The sequence below is a fragment of the Natronomonas sp. EA1 genome (genome assembly GCF_051195035.1).
Classification (GTDB): Archaea; Halobacteriota; Halobacteria; order Halobacteriales; family Haloarculaceae; genus JBNTJV01.
On record NZ_JBNTJV010000001.1, the window covers coordinates 537,358 to 557,367 of the forward strand.

Genomic DNA, 20,010 nt, shown 5'->3' on the forward strand with positions numbered 1-20,010 from the left:
GCCGGTCAGTTCGAGCTGTTGTTCGTCGGGAGCTGTGGGATGAGCCACGAGAGGAACGCCTCCGGGCTCCGGGTCTGGGTCCACACCCGTCCCTCGCCGGTGAACTCACAGACGAGCCCTTCGCCGGAGAAGAGGGTGGACTTCAGCCCGCCCTCGGCTTTGGTCTCGACGTCGATACCGCCCGAGTGGCTCACCATCGCCCCCGCCTCCGCGCGGATCGTGTCACCCGTCTCGAGCGAGAGGTCGACCTGGGCGTAGGAGGGTCTGTGTGTGATCTCGTACTGCATGACGGGGAGACGACGCGAGAGATGGAGAACGTTTGGGTCGATTCCACACGCTTTTGTCCGGTGAATCTGACGGCGTGGTATGCATCCGACCGCCGAGCGGTTCGCCGAGCAGGTGCAGCGCGAGTACGGCTTCGACCCCGAGGTTCGAGAGTTCCCCGAGGGGACGAAGACGGCCGCCGACGCCGCAGCGGCCATCGACTGTACGGTGGGCCAGATCGTGAAGAGTCTCGTGTTCGTCGCCAGCGAGGTGGTCGTCGTCCTCACCGCCGGTGACCATCGCGTGGACGAGGACGCCCTCGCCGTGGAGCTCGGTGTGGAGTCGGTCCGGGTCGCGAACGCCACGGAAGTGAAGGAAGCGACGGGTTGGTCCATCGGTGGGGTGCCACCGATCTGTCACGCGGAGGCGCTCCCCGTCTATCTCGACCCCACGCTCACCGACCACGAGACGATCTGGGCCGCGGCGGGGACCCCCGATGCCGTCTTCGCGCTGACGCCCGACCGCTTGGTCTCGCTGGCGGACCCGACCCTGGTCGACGCGTTCGAGTAACCGCCGCGCCGGCGTCCAACTCCCGGATGGATCTCCGAACCGTTCTGTGTGCCCTCTCCGAGCGCCGCTTTCCGGCCATACCCCCCGATTTCGGTGGTTCTGCGTTGCAGATGCGACAGTCGCGCCGGGGGCAGATTTTGTATAGCAACATACGCTTTATGAGTTTGACAGCTACCAGCGGTGTGTCGCTCCAAAGACGGCAAAATCGCAGGAGAACCCGAATATGGAGGACGAACAGGAGCTACAGAAGCGGAGGGCTCGGGGGGCGACCCACCGAACGAGCAGGCGGTCGGCGCCGACTCAGTTCAGTGAGTAGATGTGCTCCTCGTACACCTCGCGCACCCGGTCACCCCAGTTGTGGGTGTAGGTATCGATGATATCTGTCGCCACATCTCCTCTGAGGTACTTCACGATGCCTCTATCCCCGGTTCGGTCCCGGAGATGCGTGGTGAAGAAGTGCCGGAAGTAGTGGGGCGTGACGTTCTCCTCTGCGCCCCCGCCGGGGCGATACCACCCGGCTTCGGTGGCGTGGTCGGCGACGATGTCGCGCACCATCGCCGGCGTGACGCGTCGGCCCCACTCGGAGGTCGAACAGAACAGCGGCTCCGCGGGGGAGCGAGCGTCCGGACGCACGGCCAGCCACCGTTTCAACACCGATTTTAGCTCCCTGTCGATGGGTATCACGGTATCCCGTTTTCGCTTGTTCGAGGCCGTCCGTCGCTCACCGTTGACGACGCTCCCGCGGGCGGGCTCCGACGAGACGAACACCGAGTCCGGGCGGCCGTCGAGCCGCCCCCGGGGGTCGACCGGATAGGCCTCCCGAACCTCGGAATCGTCGAGAGACACGTCCCGCAGATCGAGGTTACAGCACTCGCCGACACGCATCCCGGTCTTGAGCAGCGTCACGACGAGCGCCCGCTCGAGCGGGTGGTCGATCCCTGCGACGAACGCGCGCATCCGGGGGACGCTGATCTCGCGGCGTGCCGGGTCCGTGTCGATGGATTCGTCCATCTCCTCTAAGACGAGCGTCATCGGGTTCGACTCGAAGACGCCGACCTGGGTCATGTAGGCGTAAAAGCGGTGGAGATACGACGCGTAGCTCGCGACGGTCGATGGGGCGTTCTCTCCCCGTAGTTCGTGGACGAAAGCCATACACTCCCGCTGAGAGGCGTCTGCGAGGCTCGTCCCCCGGCGCTCGGCCGTGAACGTCTCGAACCGCCTGAGGACGCGCTCGTACGCCTGGCGCGTCCGTTCCGTCTTCCCGTGGTAGGTGAGGTCCTCGACGAAGTAGCCGATGGGGTCCTCGACGCCGTCAGCGCCCATCGGTCACCACGTAGCCACCCTGTCGACCGGCGTAGATGACTCGGCCCTCGGACTGCAGGGTCGCGAGCGTCTCCTCCAGCCGTGTTTCGATATCCCCGGTGAGCCCCTCGACGAGCTCGTCCCAGTCGCGGGGGTCACCGTCCCGCAGCAGGTCGAGGACCCGTGCTTCGAGGTCCTGACCCCCAGGGTTCGTACCCGACGAAGCCGACTCCGCAGCTGGCTGGTCGGTCGTGTCGAACGAGAACTCCCGACGCCCCGCCTGGACCATCGACCGGACGAACTCGCTTTGGCTCATGTTCAGGTCCTCGGCCTCGTCGGCCCACAGCTCTTTTTGGTAGCGTGGCACGTACGTGCGGACGGCCACCCGCTCCTCGTCGCGTTCCGAACTCATGTGCGGGCCGACTCACCCCCAGATAATCAATCTACCCCAGAATACCGGATAAGGGCACTTATCGCCGATTTTGGTATCCAAAGAGCGGACCCATGTATGCATTATCTATATTTCTGATCCTATCAAGCGGTGCGAATCGTGACACTATAATCGATATTGGTGTTCTCGTGATCACGGTTCGCAATGTTGTCTTCCCCACTCTGCACAGGTGGGACTCGGTCGGTGGTTCGGCAGTTCACTATCGACTTGTATGTGATCGGTTCGATTCTCTGGGTCCTCGACCTTCGCGCCGAAGGAGTGTGAACCGACCCCTGTTTCGCCGCGTTTACCCCCAGAGTTGTGGGGGGAAGATGAGACTTCACGGGGTTTCTCTATGAGTGGGATGAAAATGTGCGGTAGAAGCGCTGTAGATGAGGTATAGTGTTTACTGAACCGAATACTGACCGATTCTAATTCTGTCCTCAAAAGTTGGTCAGTTTCGGCCGACTGCAGTTCTATTAAATAAACAACAAACAAGGGCTTAGTTTGTCCCGAGACCACTTCATGAATCACATCCTGCTATATGTACCAGCCACAACACACTCCCGGAATATTGGTTACAGCATTGTCAACTATGGCCAGCCTTCGGAGTCGGTCCGTTGTGGTTCAGCGGATGCGTCGTCGACGCGGTCCCGAACCGCCCAGCCGGCCGCCTCCGCGGCCTCCTCGATGGACTGGTACTCCCAGCCGTATTCGGCTGCGAGCGCGCCGTCCTCGGGCGAATCCCCGACGAAGACGTGTCGACCGGTGTCCAGGTGCTCGCGCATGTGCTCGAGGCTGCGGCCCGCGGGCTCCGGTTCGACGGGGAAGTCGTTCTCCACGTAGTGGTCACGGGCGAACTTCGTCACGACGAACGGGGGGCGGTCGCTGACGATACCGACGTACTGGCTCCACTGCCGGGCGCTCTCGAACGCGGATTCGGGGTCCACGAGTCGCTTCGCTGCGCGCAACTCAAACGCGAGCGTCAGCGTCACGTCGTCCATAGGAGCCCTCACCCCGCCGTGGACAAGCCGATTTCGACCCGCCGGCAACGATTGGTCTAGCATGAACATTTATGATAGTCTGCGTCATGGGTGGGAGTACGGATGCTCGCTGTACGCGTACACCACTGATTCTGCCCGACTGCACAGCGCGCCGACTACCTGCCCCACGACCAATGACCCGAAAACCCACACTCGACATCGAACCGCTCGTTCCCGAACTCCCACGAACCACCGATCCGACGCCGCTACCCGACGGCGGTACCCGGGCTCCGGAACGGCCGGAACGGCTCACCTGTACCGAACGGGACCGCCCACGGGAGGAACTCACCCCGATGGTTCCCGATATGCGCTAGGTAGTGCCACTGTTTAGGCAAACCTAAAGCACCAAGTACCGGCCCTCGTTCTCACTCTATATGAGTGAGTACACCTTCGACGACCTCAGCGTCGTCATGGGCACCTACAACGAGGAAGAGGCGATCGCGACCGTTCTCGAGGACATCGACCGCGTGACCGACGGCCGGGCGGAGGTCGTCTGTGTCGACGGCTCGTCCGACCGCACGCCAGAGATCGCCCGTGAGCATGGCGCACGCGTCATCGAACAGGAGCCGCAGGGGTACGGAGTCGCCGTCCGCGAGGCGATCCTCCAGGCCTCGCGCCCCGTCATCGTCACCACTGACTGCGACGACACCTACCCGATGGACGCGCTCCCCCGGTTCCTCGAACTCGTCAACGAGGGGTACGACGTGGTGAGCGGCGACCGGCTCTACCACGGTGCGGAGGCGATGCCGCGGTTCAACCGTCTCGGGAACGAGGCGTTCGCCCTCGTCGCCAGCGCGCTCATGGGCAAGCGCATCCACGACACGACCACGGGGATGCGGGCGTACCGCCGCGACGTGATCCGGCAGATCCGGTGGACGGAGAACACCGGGCTCTCCGCGGAGCTGCTCATCCGGCCCCTGATGCGCGACTACGACGTCTACGAGGAACCGATCAACTACGCCGAACGCCTCGGCGACACGAAACTCGACCCCATCGGTGGTGGCTACGCCATCCTGAAGAGCATCGTCAAGGTCTCGCTGCAGGAGCGCTTCCGCTGAGTTCCCGCGCCCGCGATATTCGGTTCGTTTTTCGGGAGTAGTGCTGATTAGTTGTCATTTCATCGAGAGTTCCTGCGCCGCGCGGCCAACTCATAAACTATAGACAGCTATATCAAATTGCCATCCATCGCGGCCGGTAGTCCACGGTCCGAGACACCCGATATCGACGGCGAGAGGGGTTCTCCGGTCGATAGCCGGCGTGGGAGCCCGGTGCCAGCGAGAGTCGGTTGAGATTACGCGTGTTCGCGTGCGCGAGAACCCCGTAACGTGCAAAAGTAAAGTGGCTCACCCGCGGAGAGGGCGATATGACTGATGTGGACATCGACGACGTGGACAAGGCGATCCTGTACGCGCTCCAGGAGGACGCACGGAACATGTCGTCCGGGGACATCGCGAAGCGAACCGGGACCTCGGACAGTACCGTTCGCAAACGTATCCAGCGGCTCGAGTCCAGCGAGGTGATCAAGGGGTACAGCGCCAGCGTCGACTACCAGAAGTCGGGGTACCCGCTCCGGATGCTGCTCTACTGTACCGCCGCCATCCCCGAACGCGGTGCGCTCATCCCGGACATCCTGGAGATCAACGGCGTGGTCTCGGTCCAGGAGCTCGTCACCGGCGAACAGAACCTCCTCGTCACGGCCGTCGGCGAGTCGGACAGCGACATCACCTCCGTCGCGCAGGAGCTCCTCGATATGGGGCTCACGGTCGCCGACGAAGTCCTCGTCCGGAGCCACGAGACGACGCCCTTCGGGAAGTTCGATCCCGAGACGCACGCGGAACACGACTCGTAGGGACCGGCGTCGTGCGGTTCTGGCGCCCCGGCCGGCCGCTCCTACCCTGCAGACACAGCGACCGGAGGGGCCGTGAACCCCCGTCGGAGCTCCATCGACATGCACCCCTGCAGAAAACCATAATGTTCTTTAATAACCAATATTCGAACAGAATGTGATCATAGATAGCTTTAACAAACAGTCTGTTCAAAGAGTGGAGTAAGCGCGACCAGATGTACACCCCGTGTGCTCTACCGGGTGTCCACCTGTGTCGTACTGAGCTGAACGATGTCAGGACACAGTTCGAAACCAACGGTCGGAGCGCTCCCGGACACAACGGTCGACGCACCGCTCGTGCCCGTCGCACTAACGTGGCTCGTGTGGTCGCTGTTCGCCGCAAGTATCGCAGTTCTGGTGGCCAAGCTCCGACTCGGCGGGGTGTGGGAACTCCCCGGACTGGTCGCCGTCGACGGGCTGACCGTCCTCATGTGGGTGGTCGTCACGTTCTTCAGCGGCATCGTCCACAGCTACTCGCGCCGCTACATGGCAGGGAGCACCCACAAGACGCGGTTCTTCCTCGCGATGTCCGGCTTCACCGCCGTGGTGATGGCCCTCGTCGCGGCCGACCACCTCGTGCTGTTCGCCGCGCTCTGGCTGGCGATGGGGCTGGTGATGGCGAAGCTCATCGGGACCATCGACGGCTGGAAACAGGCGCAGGCCGCGGCGGCGACCGCCCGCCGCTACTTCGTCGCCAGCAGCGTCCTGCTCGGTGTCGCTCTGGCGACGCTCTGGTGGACGACCGGCGCGACGACCATCTCGGGGATCGACGCGGCCGCCGACACGCTCGGCGGGACGACGTGGCTCCTCGCAGCGGGGGCGCTCGTGCTCGCGGCGATGATCCAGTCCGCCCAGATCCCCTTCCACGGCTGGCTGCTCTCCTCGATGACCGCACCCACGCCCGCGTCGGCCCTGATGCACGCCGGCTTCGTCAACGCGGGCGGCATCCTGCTGACTCGCTTCGCCCCGGTCATCACCGTCGACGCCACCCTCATGCTCGGCGTCGTCGCCGTCGGTGCCGCGAGCGCCGTCGGCGGGAAACTCCTGAAGTCGGTCCAGACGGACATCAAGGGGAAACTCGGCTGCTCGACGATCGGCCAGATGGGCTTTATGATCATGCAGGCCGGCCTCGGCTTCTTCGGAGCCGCCATCACCCACCTCATCCTCCACGGGTTCTACAAGGCCTACCAGTTCCTCAGCTCGGGCGAACAGGTCCAGCGCACGAGCCCGAGCGACCACACGGAACACACCCTCGGGCAGGTGACGAGCGTCACCGGCTTCCTGGTGGCCGTCGTGACGGGGCTCGCCGGCGGGGCGGTGTTCACGGTGCTCACGGGGAAGGGGGCGAGGGTCGACAGCGGGCTGCTGTTGACCTTCTTCGTCGTCTTCACCACGCTCCACGCCGCTCGCAGCGCGGTCCACCACACCTCGCTCTCGACGACGGCCCGCTACGGCGCCGTCCCGCTGGTGTTCTTCCCGGCCATCGTCGTCTACGCCGTCGTCTACGAGGGCGTGTCGGGACTCCTCCCGGTCGGCACGGCGACCACCGAGTTGACCCTGCTCCACGGGATCATCGCGGTCAGCTTCGTCGGCATCTACATCGGTATCGAGACCGGCATCCACGAGCACAGCAAGCGGCTCTACGTGGCCCTGTTGAACGCCACCCAGCCCTCGTCCGACACCCTGCTGACCTCCACGGAGGACTACAATGAGTACTGAATCCGCCATCCGCACCAGCATCGACGACGCAGCGACCACCGTCGGCTCCCTCTGGCCCATCCACTCGTTCGTGACGGCCAACCCCCTCGCCGGGTTCGAGGACCTGCCGTTCGACGAGGCCGTCCAGCAGGCCGGAGACCTCCTGGGTGGCCGCGGCTACCCCAGCGCCGAGACGTTCCGGACGGCGCTGGCACGCGACCAGATCGACACGGCCCACCTCGAAGCCGAGCTCGAGGCGCTCGGCTACGATGCGTCCCCCGAGACGCTCCTCGACCGGATCGCCGAGGCGGAGAACCCCACAGAAGAGGCCGCCGACACGGCTGCCGACCAGGTCGACCGCGTGCTCACGAAGTGGCTCTCGGCCTTCCTCGAGGAAGGGAGCGCCCACTGGTCGATGCCGAACCGTGAAGCCGGCTTCTACACCGCGTTCACGGGGATGGCGGCGTACGACAGCCAGATCCCGAAGAAGGGTATCGTCGCCGAGATGCCCGAGGACCCGCTGGAGACCATCGAGGCGGTCGTCTCGTCGTATCCGGAGAGCCAGTGGGTCCCCATCTTCGAGGAGCAGCTGGCGGCGCTCCCGGGCTGGACCGGCTTCATCAAACAGCGCGCGGCCGACGGCGGCGTCTGGCAGTCGACGTACCCCATCTCGCTGGAGGGGTATCTCGCGGCTCGCCTCGCGCTCGCCGACGCCTTCGACGCCGACCTCACGCCGTCGACCACCGGAAGCGAGGTGTCGCCCGCGGACGAACTCGCCGGGGCGTTCCTCCGCGCGTGGGAGGCGACCTACCGCGACGAGCTCGTCGGCACCGTCGCCGCCGAGAGCCGGGCGGCCGCAGACGAGGAGTCCGCTGCGCGCCCGGACGCCCAGCTGGTCTTCTGTATCGACACTCGCTCGGAGGTCATCCGCCGTCACCTCGAGAGCGTCGGCGACTACGAGACCCACGGCTACGCGGGCTTCTTCGGCATCCCCATGGAGTATCAGGGCTACGACGCCGAGGTCGCCGTGGACGCCTGCCCGCCCATCCTCGACCCGCAGCACCACATCACGGACTACCCGACCGACGACGACACACAGGAAGAACACGACCGCTGGGCCGAGCTCCGGGCGGCCGCCGACGAGGTCATCGAGATTCTCGAGGCCAACGCCGCCACCGCGTACGGCTACGTCGAGACGGCCGGCAGCGGCTACGGCATCTCGCTCGCAGCCCGCACCCTCGTCCCCGGGCGCGTCCACGACCTGTTCGACCGGACCGCAGCCCGCGTACCCGACGTCCACGAGTTCTGCGAGCCGCTGGTCCACCACCAGTACAGCTACTCCGGCGACCTCCCGGTGGGGCTCACGACCGAGGAGAAGGTGGAGTACGCCGCGACCGCCTTCGAGCTGATGGGCTGGGAGGAGTTCAGCCGCCTCGTCGTCTTCACCGGTCACGCCAGCGAGACGGCGAACAACCCCTACGACTCCAGTCTCGACTGCGGAGCCTGCGCCGGCAACCCCGGCGGCCCCAGCGCCCGCGTGCTCGCGAATATCTGCAACGACGCGGAGGTCAAAGACGAACTCCGCGACCGCGGGTTCGACATTCCCAAGGACACGGTGTTCCTCGCCGCCCAGCACAACACGACGACCGACGAGGTGGACCTGTTCGCGAGCGACGTGCCGGAGAGCCACGCCGCGGAGCTCGACCAGCTCCGTTCGGACCTCGAGACGGCCCGCGAGCGCGCGACCGCGGAGCGCGTGGAGTCGATGGGTGCCGACGGCTCCCGGGGGGTTCGCGAGACGGAGCGCCGGGCGGCCGACTGGGCGGAGACGCGCCCCGAGTGGGGGCTCGCCGGCAACGCCGGCTTCGTCATCGGCCCGCGCGCGCTCACCCGCGACTGCGATCTCGACGGGCGGGCGTTCCTCCACTCGTACGACTGGACGACGGACCCCGACGGGGACGCGCTGGAGGCCATCTTCACCGGCCCGCTCGTCGTCACGCAGTGGATCAACACCCAGTACTACTTCTCGACGGTCGACAACGCGGTCTACGGCAGCGGGTCGAAGGTGACGCAGAACCCGGTCGGCAACGTCGGCGTCTACCAGGGGAACGGCGGCGACCTGATGGCCGGCCTCCCGCTTCAGTCGCTCTTGGCGGCGGACGACGAGCCGTACCACCAGCCGCTGCGCCTCTCGACGGTCGTCCACGCGCCGGTCGACCGCGTGACGGAGATCCTGGCCGAGCACGAGGCGGTCGCCACGCTGTTGGACAACGAGTGGCTGGCGCTCACCGTCGTCGACCCGACGCAGGACCACCGCGCGTTCCACTACGAGGGCGCGCTGGAGTGGCGCCCGGTCACCGACGCCATCACGGCGCGCGCGGAGACCGCGAACGCGCCGACCGTCGCCGACGACTGACTCACGCTTCGGAACTCCTCGCCGAAAACAGGGTTCCTCGTTTCTCGCTGTTCTCCCGCTTTGGTCCGTCAGTAGCCCAGCTCCAGTATCGCCCCGCTGTCGCCGACGACGACAGGCCGCGTCGGTTCATGGCCGACAGAACGCCCACCAGTCGGAAAATGCGGGAGCCCCCTACCGCGTCGCGATGGTCTGGTTCACCGCCACGCCGTCGATGTACTCCCCGCCGGGGACGTACATCCCCTCGTGGCCGCAGTCCGGGGTGAGCGGGCAGACCTCGACTTCGGGCGGCCAGACGATTCGGACCTCCTCGTCCGTCACGTCGACCGCGAGCTCCTGTCGGTAGGTGACCGTCGCGCCACCCTGCTGGATGTACGTCACCGCGAGCGAGAGCTCGTCGCTCCCCTCGAAGTCGATACCGGGAGCACCCCGTGGCTCGACGTTCTCGCCGACGACGCGGGCACGCCCCTCCGCGTCGACGTGCGAGACGGTCCACGTGAGGGTGAGCGTCCCGTCCGTCCGTTCGGTCACGTCGTAGCTGACGGCGTCGTCGCCGTCCGCGAGCCGGACGGTGGAGACGCTCCCGAGGACCCCCGTTTCGAACCGGATGGTGTGGGTCGTCCCCTCCCGGACGTCGAGGGGCTGGATGTGGGCCTCCACGGGGTCGGGCTCGGGGGTCCACTCCCCGCGGTAGGTGTAGCGGTAGAGCTCCCGGTCCGGGTAGGCGTCGATGACCGGCCAATCGTCGTCGGGGCGCCGGTCGAGCGCGTACACCACGTCCCCATCCAGTCCGGGGTCGTTGTACAGCGACTGGAACGGGTGGCCGAGCCACTCCCCGTAGGGCGCGGGGACGAAGACGAGTGCGTTCTCCGACTCGACCGGGAACGGCTCGTAGGCGCTCTCGTAGCGCTCCGTGTACGCGCGGTTCTCCTCGACGACAGGGGAGAGGGCGTCGGTCTGTGCGCCGGCGGCGACGGGGGCGGTCACCAGTAAGACGGCGAGCAGCGTCGCGCGTACGCGCTGGTCGTTCGCGAAGGGGATCGCCGCCCGGAGTGTGTCGAACGCGGCGAGGAGACCGACCGCGCCGAACGCCCCGAGCGGGAGCAGCAGGTCGTAGTGGTAGAACGGCCCCATCTGGGCGATGAGCCCATCCGTCGGGTCCTCGAGGCTCGCGAGGACGTTCAGGTTTCCCCAGAACGCGACGTTGCCGACGACGACGGTAAGCACGACGCCCGCGAGGAGGACACGTAAATCCTCGGCTGCGATATCGAATCCACCGGGGCGAAAGCCGCGGAGCCCGAACGTGGCGACCGCGAGGCCACCGAGTGCGGCGACGGCACCGAACGGCGGGGCGGCGACCCACCGGGTCGCGAACTCCCACAGCACGCGGGCGTTCGCCTCCAGCGCGAGTGAGACGGTGTACTCCCGGGAGTAGCCGAGGATCTCCCTCGTTCCAAAGCCGATGCCGTCCCGTGGCGCGAACGCCTGGTACGGGAAGGTGAGCGCGTCGCCGGTGAGCACGAGGTTGTACGCCAGCGCGAGGCCGACGAACGCGACCCCGAGGACGCCGGTGGGGAGGTGATGGCGGACGGCGGCGCGCGGCTCGCGGGTGCAGGTCCACAGGGCGTGGACCACGAACGGGAGCGCGAACAGGAGGGCCGTATAGGGCCGGGCGAAGAAGGCGAGCCCCACGGCGAGGCCCGCGAGCGTGGCCCACCGGCGACTCCGGGCTTTCACCCCGCGCACGTACGCGTACGCGAAGCTCAGATTGAGGACCGTCGTCGTCGCGTACGGGAGGAACAGCGCCGTGTTGATGAGATAAAGTGGGGTAGCGACGACGATCGCGGAGGCGACGATTCCCGTGCGTGCGTCGAACGCCTCCCGGGTGAGCAGGCCGACCAGCGCGACGATCCCGGCGCCGACGACCGCGAGGACGAGCCGCGGGGCACCGATGGCGACCCCCAGCGCGAAGACGGCGGGGACGACGGGCTGGTACTTGGAGTAGAGCCGGTCACCCTCCTCGACGAAGAACCAGTGGTGGAAGGCGTCCGTATACGGCGTCGAGAACCAGAGTTCGCCGCCGAGCAGCAGACGCGCGTGCTGGAGGTAGACCCCCTCGTCGTGGTTCGAGGAGTGGTAGGGGAAGAGGTCGACGGCGACGAGGAGAACCAGCAGGCCCCCGAGGACGGAGAGGAACGCGAGCGCGACGTGTGCGGCCCGGTCGCGGTTCATTCCGAGGAGTCGACCGGTCGGCCGCCATCGGCGACCCGGGGGGCCCCCTGCGGGAACCCGGTCGTTCTACTCGACACAACTCGCGTCACTCCCTGCTCCCCCTCGGTCGCACGACGCTCCCTCGCGGGAACCAGGCCAGATCGTGATCCGCGGCGAGTTCGACGCGGACCCGTTCGTCGAGCGGCACCTCGTCGGCGTGGTTGTGCATACAGCCGACCACGTCACCGCTGTCCAGCTCGACGCGGTAGAGCACGGTCGGCCCGAGATATCGTCGGTTGACGACCTCGGCGTTCGTCGCGCCGTCGGGGTACGCCGCGATGTCGTCGGGGCGCACGAGCACGTCGATGTTCGTCCCGTCGTACTCGGAGGCGAGCCCGTGGATGCGGTCGCGGTCCACCGTGCCGACGCCGGTCTCGACGGTGTCGCCGTCGACGCGGCCGGCGAGGAAGCTCGCGTGGCCGAGGAAGGAGGCGACGAACCGGGATTCGGGGTGCTGGAACACCTGTTCGGGGGTGTCGACCTGTTCGAGCTGGCCCTCGTACATCACGGCCACGCGGTCGGAGATGGAGAGCGCCTCCTCCTGGTCGTGGGTGACGTTGATCGCCGTGACGCCCGCCTCCGTCAGGATACGGCGGACCTCCTCGCGCATCTCCACGCGGAGGTCGACGTCGAGGTTGGAGAACGGCTCGTCCAACAGCAGGAGATGCGGCTCGGGCGCGAGCGAGCGGGCGAGCGCGACTCGCTGTTGCTGGCCGCCGGAGAGCTCGTCCGGCTTCTTGTGGCCGTGGTCCGAGAGGCCGACGAGTTCGAGCAGGTCGTCGACCTTCCGTTCGCGCGCGGACTCCTCGAGGTCATCGAGACCGAACGCGACGTTCTCGCGGGCGGTGAGGTGAGGGAACAGCGCGAACTCCTGGAAGACGACGCCGATGTCGCGCTGTTCCGGCTGGAGGAACGTCGACCCGCCGGCGACCGGGGTGCCTCGGAGCTTCACCTGCCCGCCGTCGGGGCGTTCGAGCCCGGCGATGAGCCGGAGGGTGGTGGTCTTCCCGCAGCCCGAGGGGCCGAGCAGGGTGAGGAGCTCCCCCTCCCGCACGGTGAGCGAGAGGTCGGAGATGACCTCGGTCCCGCCGTAGGTCTTGCTTACGTCGTCCAGTTCGAGGACGGTGTCGTCGCGGCTGTCGGATCGGATGGGTTGGGTCTCACTCGACATCGTATCCCTCCATGGCGAGGATGACGAACATCGACAGCGCGCTCACGCCGAGCAGCGCGAGCGCGGGGATCGCGGCCTCCCCGAAGTGGCCGGCGTTGTACGCGGTCCAGACGCGGGTGACGAGCGTGTCGAACCCGGGAGGACGCAACAGGAGCGTCGCCGGCAGCTCCTTCATCGTCGTCAGGAAGACGAGCGCCGCGCCGCCCAGGACGCCGGGGGCGACGAGTGGGAGCGTCACGTCACGGAAGGCCCGCGCGGGCGAGCGCCCGAGGGTGCGGGCGGCCTCCGAGAGCTGGGGGCTGACCTGGAGGAACGCGGCGCGGGACGACCCCACGGCCTGCGGGAGGAAACGTACCACGTATGCGAAGACGAGAAGGGGCAGGAGGATAAGCCCGTTACGGTAGAGACTTCCGCCGTACCGGGCGCCGAAGTAGACGAGTGCAAGGCCCATCACGACGCCGGGGACGGCGTAGCCGACGTACGCGCCGCGCTCGATGAGCCACGTCAGCTTCGAGTCGTAGCGCGCGGCGAGGAAGGCGATGGGGACGGCGGCCACCGCGGAGACGACGGCCGCGGCCGCGGCGACGCTCACCGAGTTCGACACGTAGACGGGTTTGAAGACGAGCGACTCCGCGGCCACGGTGGAGCCGGAGCGGACGAGCCACATGCCGAGGATGCCGAGGGGGACGAGGAGTGCGGTGGCGACGACGGCGAGACACGCACCCGCAGCGGGCCATCGCCACTTCCCGAGCCGGACGAGCGAGGAGCGGGCACGGGGGTTCTTCGCTCGCACCCCGGAACCGCGCACGCGCGACTCGACGGAGAGGATGACGAACGTCACCACGACGAGCTGGAGAGAGAGCAGCGCGGCCTTGTAGCGGCCCCCGCCGAGCACGTCGTTGTAGTTCGAGTAGATGACGCGCGTGAACACGTTGTAGCGCATGATGGCTGGCGTCCCGAAATCCGAGAGCGTGTAGAGCGCGACGAGCAGCGAGCCGGCGGCGACCGCCGGACGGATCTGGGGGACGATGACGCGTTTGAACGCCCCCCACTGGGTGTGCTGGAGGGTGCGGGCCGCGTCCACCAGTCGGGTGTCCATCGACTGGAGCGCCGCGCGGGTGTTGATGTAGACGTACGGGTAGGTGTAGAGCGTGAGGATGAGCACCGCGCCGTGCAGGCCGTAGATGGAGGGGATGCGCTCGATGCCCAGGGGGACGAGGAGGTCCTGAAACGCCCCGCGCGGTCCGAACGCGGAGACGAAGGCGAACGCGCCGATGTAGGAGGGGACGACGAGCGGCATCGCGAGCAGAACCGTGAACGCGCGTTTGAACGGGAGGTTCGTGCGGACGGTGAGATACGCGCTCGGGACGCCGATGACGATCGACGCGCCGGTGACGCCCGCGACGAGCAGCGCGCTGTTGATGAACACCTGCTGGGTCGTGGGGCTCGTGAGCAGATCGAGCGAGCCGCGAGCGTCCCAGGCGCCGGCGAACACCCACAGGAGCGGTGAGAGAACGACGGCCGCGATCGCCGCCGCGAGCAGGGTGAGGCCGAGCGGGAGCTCGCGCTTTTCGTCCCCCAGCGAGATGGATAGCGAGCGCCCCTCGGTGGCCATGGTCAGACGTTCAGGCCGACCTCACGCATGAGCTCGAGCGTCGGGCCGATGTCGGCGAGCTGGGAGAGGTCCAGCCCGGACGGCGGGTTCAGCTCGTCGATGGTCGGCAGGTCGATCCCCTCGAACCGGATTCGCTCGATGTCGGAGATGAGGGGGTACTCGAAGGTGGTGGAGGCGAAGTACTCCTGGGCCTCCGCCGACAGCAAGTGCATGTTGAAGTTGTGCGCGAGCTCGGCGTTCTGCGCGGTGTCGACGGTGGCCGCGCCGGCGACGTTGAAGATGGAGCCGGCGTCCCCCTCCGTGAACGCGATGTCGATCGGGGCGTTCGGGCGCCCGGCGAGCACGCGCAGGGTGTAGTAGTGGTTGGCGAAGCCCGCGCCGATCTCGCCGTCGGCGACGGCCTGCGCGATGGCGAACTCGTCGTTGAACGTCGCCACGTCGGAGTCGATCATCCCCTGGAGCCACGCCTTCGTCTCCGCGCGGCCGTTGAGGATACGCATCGCGGTGACGAACGCCTGGAACGACCCGTACGAAGGGGTCCAGCCCATCACGCCGTCGAAGGCGGGGTCGTCGGGGAACGCGAAGATGTCGTCCGGAATGTCGCTCTCGGAGAACTGGTTCGTGTTGTACGGGATGGTCCGCGCGCGACCGGAGGTGCCGACCCATCGGCCCTGTGCGTCGTGGAACTCGTTGGGGACCAGATCGAGTACGCGAGCGGGAAGCGCGATGGTTCGGCCGTTCTCCGCGAGCGCGCCGAGCGCGCCGGCGTTGACGGAGTAGAACACGTCCGCCGGGGAGTTGTTCCCCTCGGTGAGGATCTGGTTCACGAGGTCGGTCGAGCCGCCGTAGCGCACCCGAAGTGTGAGATCGGGATAGAGGTCGTCGATGGTCTCGATGAGGGGGCCGACGAGCGCCTCGCCGCGCCCGGAGTAGATGTCGAGCGTGCCGGACAGATCCGGGAGTTCCGACATCGGAACGCCACCTTCGGCTTCGAAGCCCTCGCGGCCGGAGCCGATCTGGACCTCTTCGTCCTCGGGCGTCTCCGTCTCGTCGCTGTCGGTTCCAGTGGGCGTGGGCGTCGCCTGCTCGCCACAGCCCGCCAGTCCTGTCATGCCCGCGACGCCGGCCGCGTAGAGGAACCGGCGACGGGTCGTAGGTCGTGAGTCTTCCATTATCAGTTTAGGGTTGCCTAAATCGGTTATAGGTGTCGGTTCTCAGTCGTCCGCGGCGGCGGCCGCCTCGGCCTGCGCGTCCATCGTCTCGAGGGCGTCGAGGGCGTGGAGCCACTCGCGCATGTGCTCGCCGACGAAGTTGAGGAACTCGCCGTTCTCCCAGTCGTCGAAGGTGCCCTCCGCGAGCGCGTCGGCCATCGCCTCGTACGCCTCGGCGTAGGAGTGTGCTCCGTCGCCCACGCTGTCGACGACCTCCCAGACGTGCTCGTTGAGCTCGAGTGCGGGGACCTCGTTGTTGAGGTCGGAGAACGTCGAACGCGGGGCCTTGTTGTGCTCACACAGCGGGGCACCGTTGTAGATCTGGTCGCCGACGAGGTCGGCGGCGCGCTTCAAGAAGACGCCCGACCAGATGTCGTCGAAGCGACCGACGTTCCACTCGTTGTCGTCCATCGGGAGCTGGTAGAACGCGGGGATGACCTCGCGGCGGAAGGCGAGGTTCATCGAGCAGACGGTGAGATACTGACCGGGGGCGGCGACGAAGTCCTCGTCGTAGTCCTCCGCGCCCGTGCGTGTCTGGGCCTGGCCGTTCAGGTCGCCGTCCATGAGGATGCGGACCGCGTCGAGGTCGGGGACGTTCGTCCAGAGCCCCTGGGAGGCGACGACGGAGTCGATCTCGGCCTCGTGGGTCTCGACGGTCTCGTCCATCGCGGCGTAGGGGTAGCCGCGGGGGTAGAGCCCGTGCTCTTCGACGTTCTGGTAGAGGACGTTCACCCAGCGGGTGTCCGACTCCACGCTCTCGATCTTCCCCTCGTACGCGAGGTTCTCGAAGTGAGTGCCGAAGAAGTCCTCGTCGGTGGGGAGGGTGTCGTCGTCGATGAAGAAGCCGTACTCGAAGTCGTTGGCCCACATGTACAGCAGGCCGAAGGAGGTCTCGGCGTGGGACGCGGCGGGCACGAGGTGGCCGTACTCTTCGACCCCCTGCTCGGCGTACCACTGCTCTCGGCGGGTGCCGTCGTAGACGGCTCCCTCGACGCCCTCCTCCTCGAGCATCTGCTCCATCTCCTCGGTGTCACAGAAGTCCTCGGTCACGAGCAGCACGAACAGCCGGGAGAGGTCGAAGCCGTGGTCGCGGGCGTTCTGGAAGTACTCGCGCATACACTCGTACTCGCGAATCGTCGGGACGATCACGCACGTGTCGGTCATCACCCCCACATGTTTAGGGCAGCCTAAAGTACCTATCGCTGTCGTCGTAATGGTGTCGACGAGCCTCAACAAGCCAGCTGTCTGCGTGTTCTGGTGTGTGGACATATGACATACTGTTAAGTCGAAGTGGGTCCAATAGCTCTGACACGGGTGGTGAGGTGCCTCGTGGCAATACTCACCACGACATATATACACGACAGAAAAAATACTAGGGGCGCTAAGGACAGGATTATAGTTCAGCGCGAAACCATCGGCAGATAACTCACGCGGGCCGACGGGAAATCGCCTGCACGGCGAGTGGGAGTCGGACCAATCGAGAGGAAACCATGACACTGGAAAACCAGACCTGCGTCGTAACCGGAGCATCGCGCGGTATCGGTCGAGCAATCGCGGAGGACCTCGGGGCCGAAGGGGCGAACGTCGTCGTGAACTACCGCTCGTCCGAGGCCGAAGCCCACGACGTGGTCGACGCCATCGAGGACCTGGGGGGGTCGGCCGTCGCCATCCAGGCGGACGTCTCGGATATGGACGCCGTCCGGGAGATGCGCGACCGGACGGAACGGGCCTTCGGCGGGGCCGACGTGCTCGTGAACAACGCCGGGCTCACCGTCGACAAGAAGTTCGAGCACATGACCCGTGAGGACTGGGACACGGTGATGGAGGTGAACCTCGGCGGCGTGTTCAACTGCACGAACGCCTTCTTCGACGACATCAAAGCGGCCGACCACGGCCGGCTCATCAACATCTCCTCGGTCGTGGGCCAGCAGGGGAACTACGGGCAGGCGAACTACGCGACGACGAAGTCCGGACTGTTCGGCTTCACCCGGACCATCGCTCTGGAACTCGCCTCCTCGGGCTCCACCGCGAACTGCGTCGCGCCGGGGTTCGTCGAGACGGACATGCTGGAGACGGTTCCCGAACGGGTGAAAGAGAAGATCCTCCGCAGAATCCCGCTCGACCGGTTCGCCACGGTGGAGGACGTCTCGGGTATCGTCCGGTTCGTCGCCAGCGAGGAGTCATCCTACATGACCGGCCAGATTCTCGCCGTCAACGGCGGCATGGAGTGGTAAGATGGAGGAGCCCGGCACACAGTTCGACGCGACAGCGGACCCGCTCGCCGAACTCGACCGGCTGAAAGCCGAGGCCAAGCAGGGTGGTGGGGAGGAGCGCATCGCCAGCCAGCACGCGAAGGGGAAGCTCACCGCCCGCGAGCGCGTGGAGTACTTCGTCGACGAGGGCAGCTTTCGCGAGCTCGACACCTTCGTCGAACACCAGTCGACGAACTTCGACATGGCCGAGAAGAAGTACCTCGGCGACGCGGTCATCACGGGCTACGGAGAGGTCGAGGGCCGGAAGGTGTTCGTGTTCGCCCACGACTTCACGGTGCTCGGTGGCTCCGTGGGCGAGGCCGTCGCCGACAAGATCACGAAGGCGATGGACCACGCCATCGAGAAGGGGGTCCCCGTCGTCGGGCTGAACGACTCCGCGGGCGCCCGCATCCAGGAGGGGGTCGACTCGCTCGTCGGCTTCGCCCGCATCTTCAAGCGGAACACGGACGCTTCTGGCCTCGTGCCGCAGGTCTCCTGTATCATGGGGCCGTGTGCGGGCGGGGCGACCTACTCCCCGGCGCTCACGGACTTCACGTTCATGGTGGAGGACACCGCCCACGCGTTCATCACCGGCCCGGACGTCATCGAGACGGTCACCGGCGAGCGCGTCTCGATGGAGGAGCTCGGCGGCGCGAACGCCCACATGTCGAAGTCGGGCGTCGCCCACTTCTCCTACGAGGACGAGAAGGAACTGCTCGACGGGGTCCGGACCCTGCTGTCGTATCTCCCGCAGAACAACGTGGAGGACCCGCCGCGGGTGGAGCCGTGGGACGACCCCGACCGCGACGTGGACGCCTCGATGGTGCCCGAAGCGCCGAAGAAGCCGTACGACGCCGTGGACGTCATCGACGAGATCGTCGACGAGGGGTCGTTCCTCGAGGTACAGGGTGGGTTCGCCCGCAACGTCGTCGTCGGGTTCGCCCGGCTGGACGGTCGGTCGGTCGGCATCGTCGCCAATCAGCCGCGGGTGAGCGCGGGCACCCTCGACATCGACGCCTCGGAGAAGGCGGCCCGGTTCGTCCGCACCTGTGACTCCTTTAACGTCCCCATCCTGACGCTCGTGGACGTGCCCGGCTTCATGCCGGGGACGGACCAGGAACACCAGGGGATCATCCGCCGGGGGGCGAAGCTCATCTACGCCTACGCGGAGGCGACCGTCCCGCTCATGACGGTCGTGACCCGGAAGGCGTACGGTGGCGCGTACATCGTCATGGGCTCGAAGGAATTAGGAGCCGATGTGAACTACGCGTGGCCGTCCGCGGAGATGGCCGTCCTCGGGCCACGCGGCGCCGTCAACATCCTCTACCGGAAACAGCTGGCCGACGCGGGCGACACCGACGCGCTGCGCGAGGAGCTGATGGCGGAGTACCGCGAGGAGTTCGCGAACCCCTACAAACCGGCGAAACGCGGCTACATCGACGACGTGATCCGGCCGGAGGAGACCCGGCGACGGCTCATCGACGACCTCGAACTGCTCGACAGAAAACGCGGCGACAGCCCGCCGAAGGACCACGGCAACATCCCCCTGTGATGCAGATGCAAGAATCCCAGCCCCGAAGCGGGGACACGATGGACGGAGACGACGCGAAGCCACTTCCGGGCGACGAGCCTCAGGCAGTCCCGGTCGCTGACGGTGTCACCGCCCGACTGCCACCCACCGCGGGGGCCGCGGAGGCCGCGGCCATCGTCGCCGCCATCACGGCACACCTCCGGGCGGAGGAGGCCACCGAGGAGGAGGACGCGGTGCCGAGCGTCGACCGCTGGAAGCTGGCTGGCCGGCTCGGCTCGCGGACGCGCGGGCGGTTCACGCCGGACGGGGACCGGAACGTGTGGAAGCTGGCGGGGCGGACCCGTCGGCTCTGAG

General features: G+C 66.8%; 17 protein-coding genes. 8 read left to right on the forward strand and 9 right to left on the reverse strand.

Annotated elements, in window-relative coordinates; all coding sequences use genetic code 11:
• Positions 1-5: 5 nt before the first annotated feature.
• Entirely contained in the window at positions 6-482 is a 477-nt protein-coding gene (locus ACQUQR_RS02945) for an AIM24 family protein (protein WP_435194610.1), read from the reverse strand.
• On the opposite strand from ACQUQR_RS02945, the gene ACQUQR_RS02950 reads away from it, so the two are divergent.
• Positions 367-834, forward strand: coding sequence for a YbaK/EbsC family protein (locus ACQUQR_RS02950; RefSeq protein WP_435194611.1), 468 nt, complete (start codon positions 367-369; stop codon positions 832-834). The genes ACQUQR_RS02945 and ACQUQR_RS02950 overlap by 116 nt on opposite strands.
• 300 nt (positions 835-1,134) lie before the next feature.
• Here the strand turns inward: ACQUQR_RS02950 and ACQUQR_RS02955 are convergent, their stop codons facing one another.
• The 3 genes from ACQUQR_RS02955 to ACQUQR_RS02965 form a co-directional block, all read right to left on the reverse strand.
• Positions 1,135-2,157 carry a tyrosine-type recombinase/integrase gene (locus ACQUQR_RS02955; RefSeq protein ID WP_435194613.1) on the reverse strand — a complete coding sequence of 341 codons (1,023 nt, stop codon included), beginning with the start codon at positions 2,155-2,157 and terminating at the stop codon, positions 1,135-1,137.
• The gene (locus ACQUQR_RS02960; RefSeq protein WP_435194614.1) at positions 2,147-2,548 is read right to left on the reverse strand and encodes a DUF5805 domain-containing protein; all 402 of its coding nucleotides are present in this window, start codon (positions 2,546-2,548) and stop codon (positions 2,147-2,149) included. Before ACQUQR_RS02960 ends, ACQUQR_RS02955 begins: the two co-directional genes overlap by 11 nt.
• Before the next feature lie 611 nt (positions 2,549-3,159).
• A complete protein-coding gene (locus ACQUQR_RS02965; protein ID WP_435194615.1) occupies positions 3,160-3,570 on the reverse strand; it encodes a DUF7124 domain-containing protein in 411 nt (136 codons plus the stop codon).
• Between the two features lie 413 nt (positions 3,571-3,983).
• On the opposite strand from ACQUQR_RS02965, the gene ACQUQR_RS02970 reads away from it, so the two are divergent.
• The 4 genes from ACQUQR_RS02970 to ACQUQR_RS02985 all read left to right on the forward strand — a co-directional run bounded on the left by ACQUQR_RS02970 (position 3,984) and on the right by ACQUQR_RS02985 (position 9,608).
• Entirely contained in the window at positions 3,984-4,667 is a 684-nt protein-coding gene (locus ACQUQR_RS02970) for a dolichyl-phosphate hexose transferase (RefSeq protein ID WP_435194616.1), read from the forward strand.
• Between the two features lie 305 nt (positions 4,668-4,972).
• Entirely contained in the window at positions 4,973-5,458 is a 486-nt protein-coding gene (locus tag ACQUQR_RS02975; RefSeq protein WP_435194617.1) for an Lrp/AsnC family transcriptional regulator, read from the forward strand.
• A gap of 267 nt (positions 5,459-5,725) precedes the next feature.
• The gene (locus ACQUQR_RS02980) at positions 5,726-7,213 is read left to right on the forward strand and encodes a proton-conducting transporter transmembrane domain-containing protein (protein WP_435194618.1); all 1,488 of its coding nucleotides are present in this window, start codon (positions 5,726-5,728) and stop codon (positions 7,211-7,213) included.
• Positions 7,203-9,608, forward strand: coding sequence for a DUF2309 domain-containing protein (locus tag ACQUQR_RS02985; RefSeq protein WP_435194619.1), 2,406 nt, complete (start codon positions 7,203-7,205; stop codon positions 9,606-9,608). The genes ACQUQR_RS02980 and ACQUQR_RS02985 overlap by 11 nt, the downstream gene beginning before the upstream one ends.
• A gap of 171 nt (positions 9,609-9,779) precedes the next feature.
• On the opposite strand, the gene ACQUQR_RS02990 is transcribed toward ACQUQR_RS02985, so the two are convergent.
• The 5 genes from ACQUQR_RS02990 to ACQUQR_RS03010 all read right to left on the reverse strand — a co-directional run bounded on the left by ACQUQR_RS02990 (position 9,780) and on the right by ACQUQR_RS03010 (position 17,040).
• Positions 9,780-11,837, reverse strand: a complete 2,058-nt coding sequence (locus ACQUQR_RS02990; RefSeq protein WP_435194621.1) for an ArnT family glycosyltransferase — start codon at positions 11,835-11,837, stop codon at positions 9,780-9,782.
• An 85-nt stretch (positions 11,838-11,922) separates the two neighbouring features.
• Positions 11,923-13,047: an ABC transporter ATP-binding protein gene (locus ACQUQR_RS02995; RefSeq protein WP_435194623.1), complete on the reverse strand. Its 1,125-nt coding sequence runs from the start codon at positions 13,045-13,047 to the stop codon at positions 11,923-11,925.
• Positions 13,037-14,662: an ABC transporter permease gene (locus ACQUQR_RS03000; RefSeq protein WP_435194625.1), complete on the reverse strand. Its 1,626-nt coding sequence runs from the start codon at positions 14,660-14,662 to the stop codon at positions 13,037-13,039. The genes ACQUQR_RS02995 and ACQUQR_RS03000 overlap by 11 nt, the downstream gene beginning before the upstream one ends.
• Before the next feature lie 2 nt (positions 14,663-14,664).
• Positions 14,665-15,834, reverse strand: a complete 1,170-nt coding sequence (locus ACQUQR_RS03005; RefSeq protein WP_435194627.1) for an extracellular solute-binding protein — start codon at positions 15,832-15,834, stop codon at positions 14,665-14,667.
• Between the two features lie 42 nt (positions 15,835-15,876).
• Positions 15,877-17,040, reverse strand: coding sequence for an alpha-1 4-glucan-protein synthase (locus tag ACQUQR_RS03010; protein WP_435195499.1), 1,164 nt, complete (start codon positions 17,038-17,040; stop codon positions 15,877-15,879).
• A gap of 323 nt (positions 17,041-17,363) precedes the next feature.
• Between ACQUQR_RS03010 and ACQUQR_RS03015 the strand changes: the two genes are divergently transcribed.
• The 3 genes from ACQUQR_RS03015 to ACQUQR_RS03025 are packed head-to-tail and all read left to right on the forward strand — an operon-like array spanning position 17,364 to position 20,009.
• Positions 17,364-18,107 carry a beta-ketoacyl-ACP reductase gene (locus tag ACQUQR_RS03015; RefSeq protein ID WP_435194629.1) on the forward strand — a complete coding sequence of 248 codons (744 nt, stop codon included), beginning with the start codon at positions 17,364-17,366 and terminating at the stop codon, positions 18,105-18,107.
• Position 18,108: 1 nt separating this feature from the next.
• A complete protein-coding gene (locus ACQUQR_RS03020) occupies positions 18,109-19,677 on the forward strand; it encodes an acyl-CoA carboxylase subunit beta (RefSeq protein ID WP_435194630.1) in 1,569 nt (522 codons plus the stop codon).
• A complete protein-coding gene (locus ACQUQR_RS03025) occupies positions 19,677-20,009 on the forward strand; it encodes a hypothetical protein (protein WP_435194631.1) in 333 nt (110 codons plus the stop codon). Before ACQUQR_RS03020 ends, ACQUQR_RS03025 begins: the two co-directional genes overlap by 1 nt.
• Position 20,010: the final 1 nt, after the last annotated feature.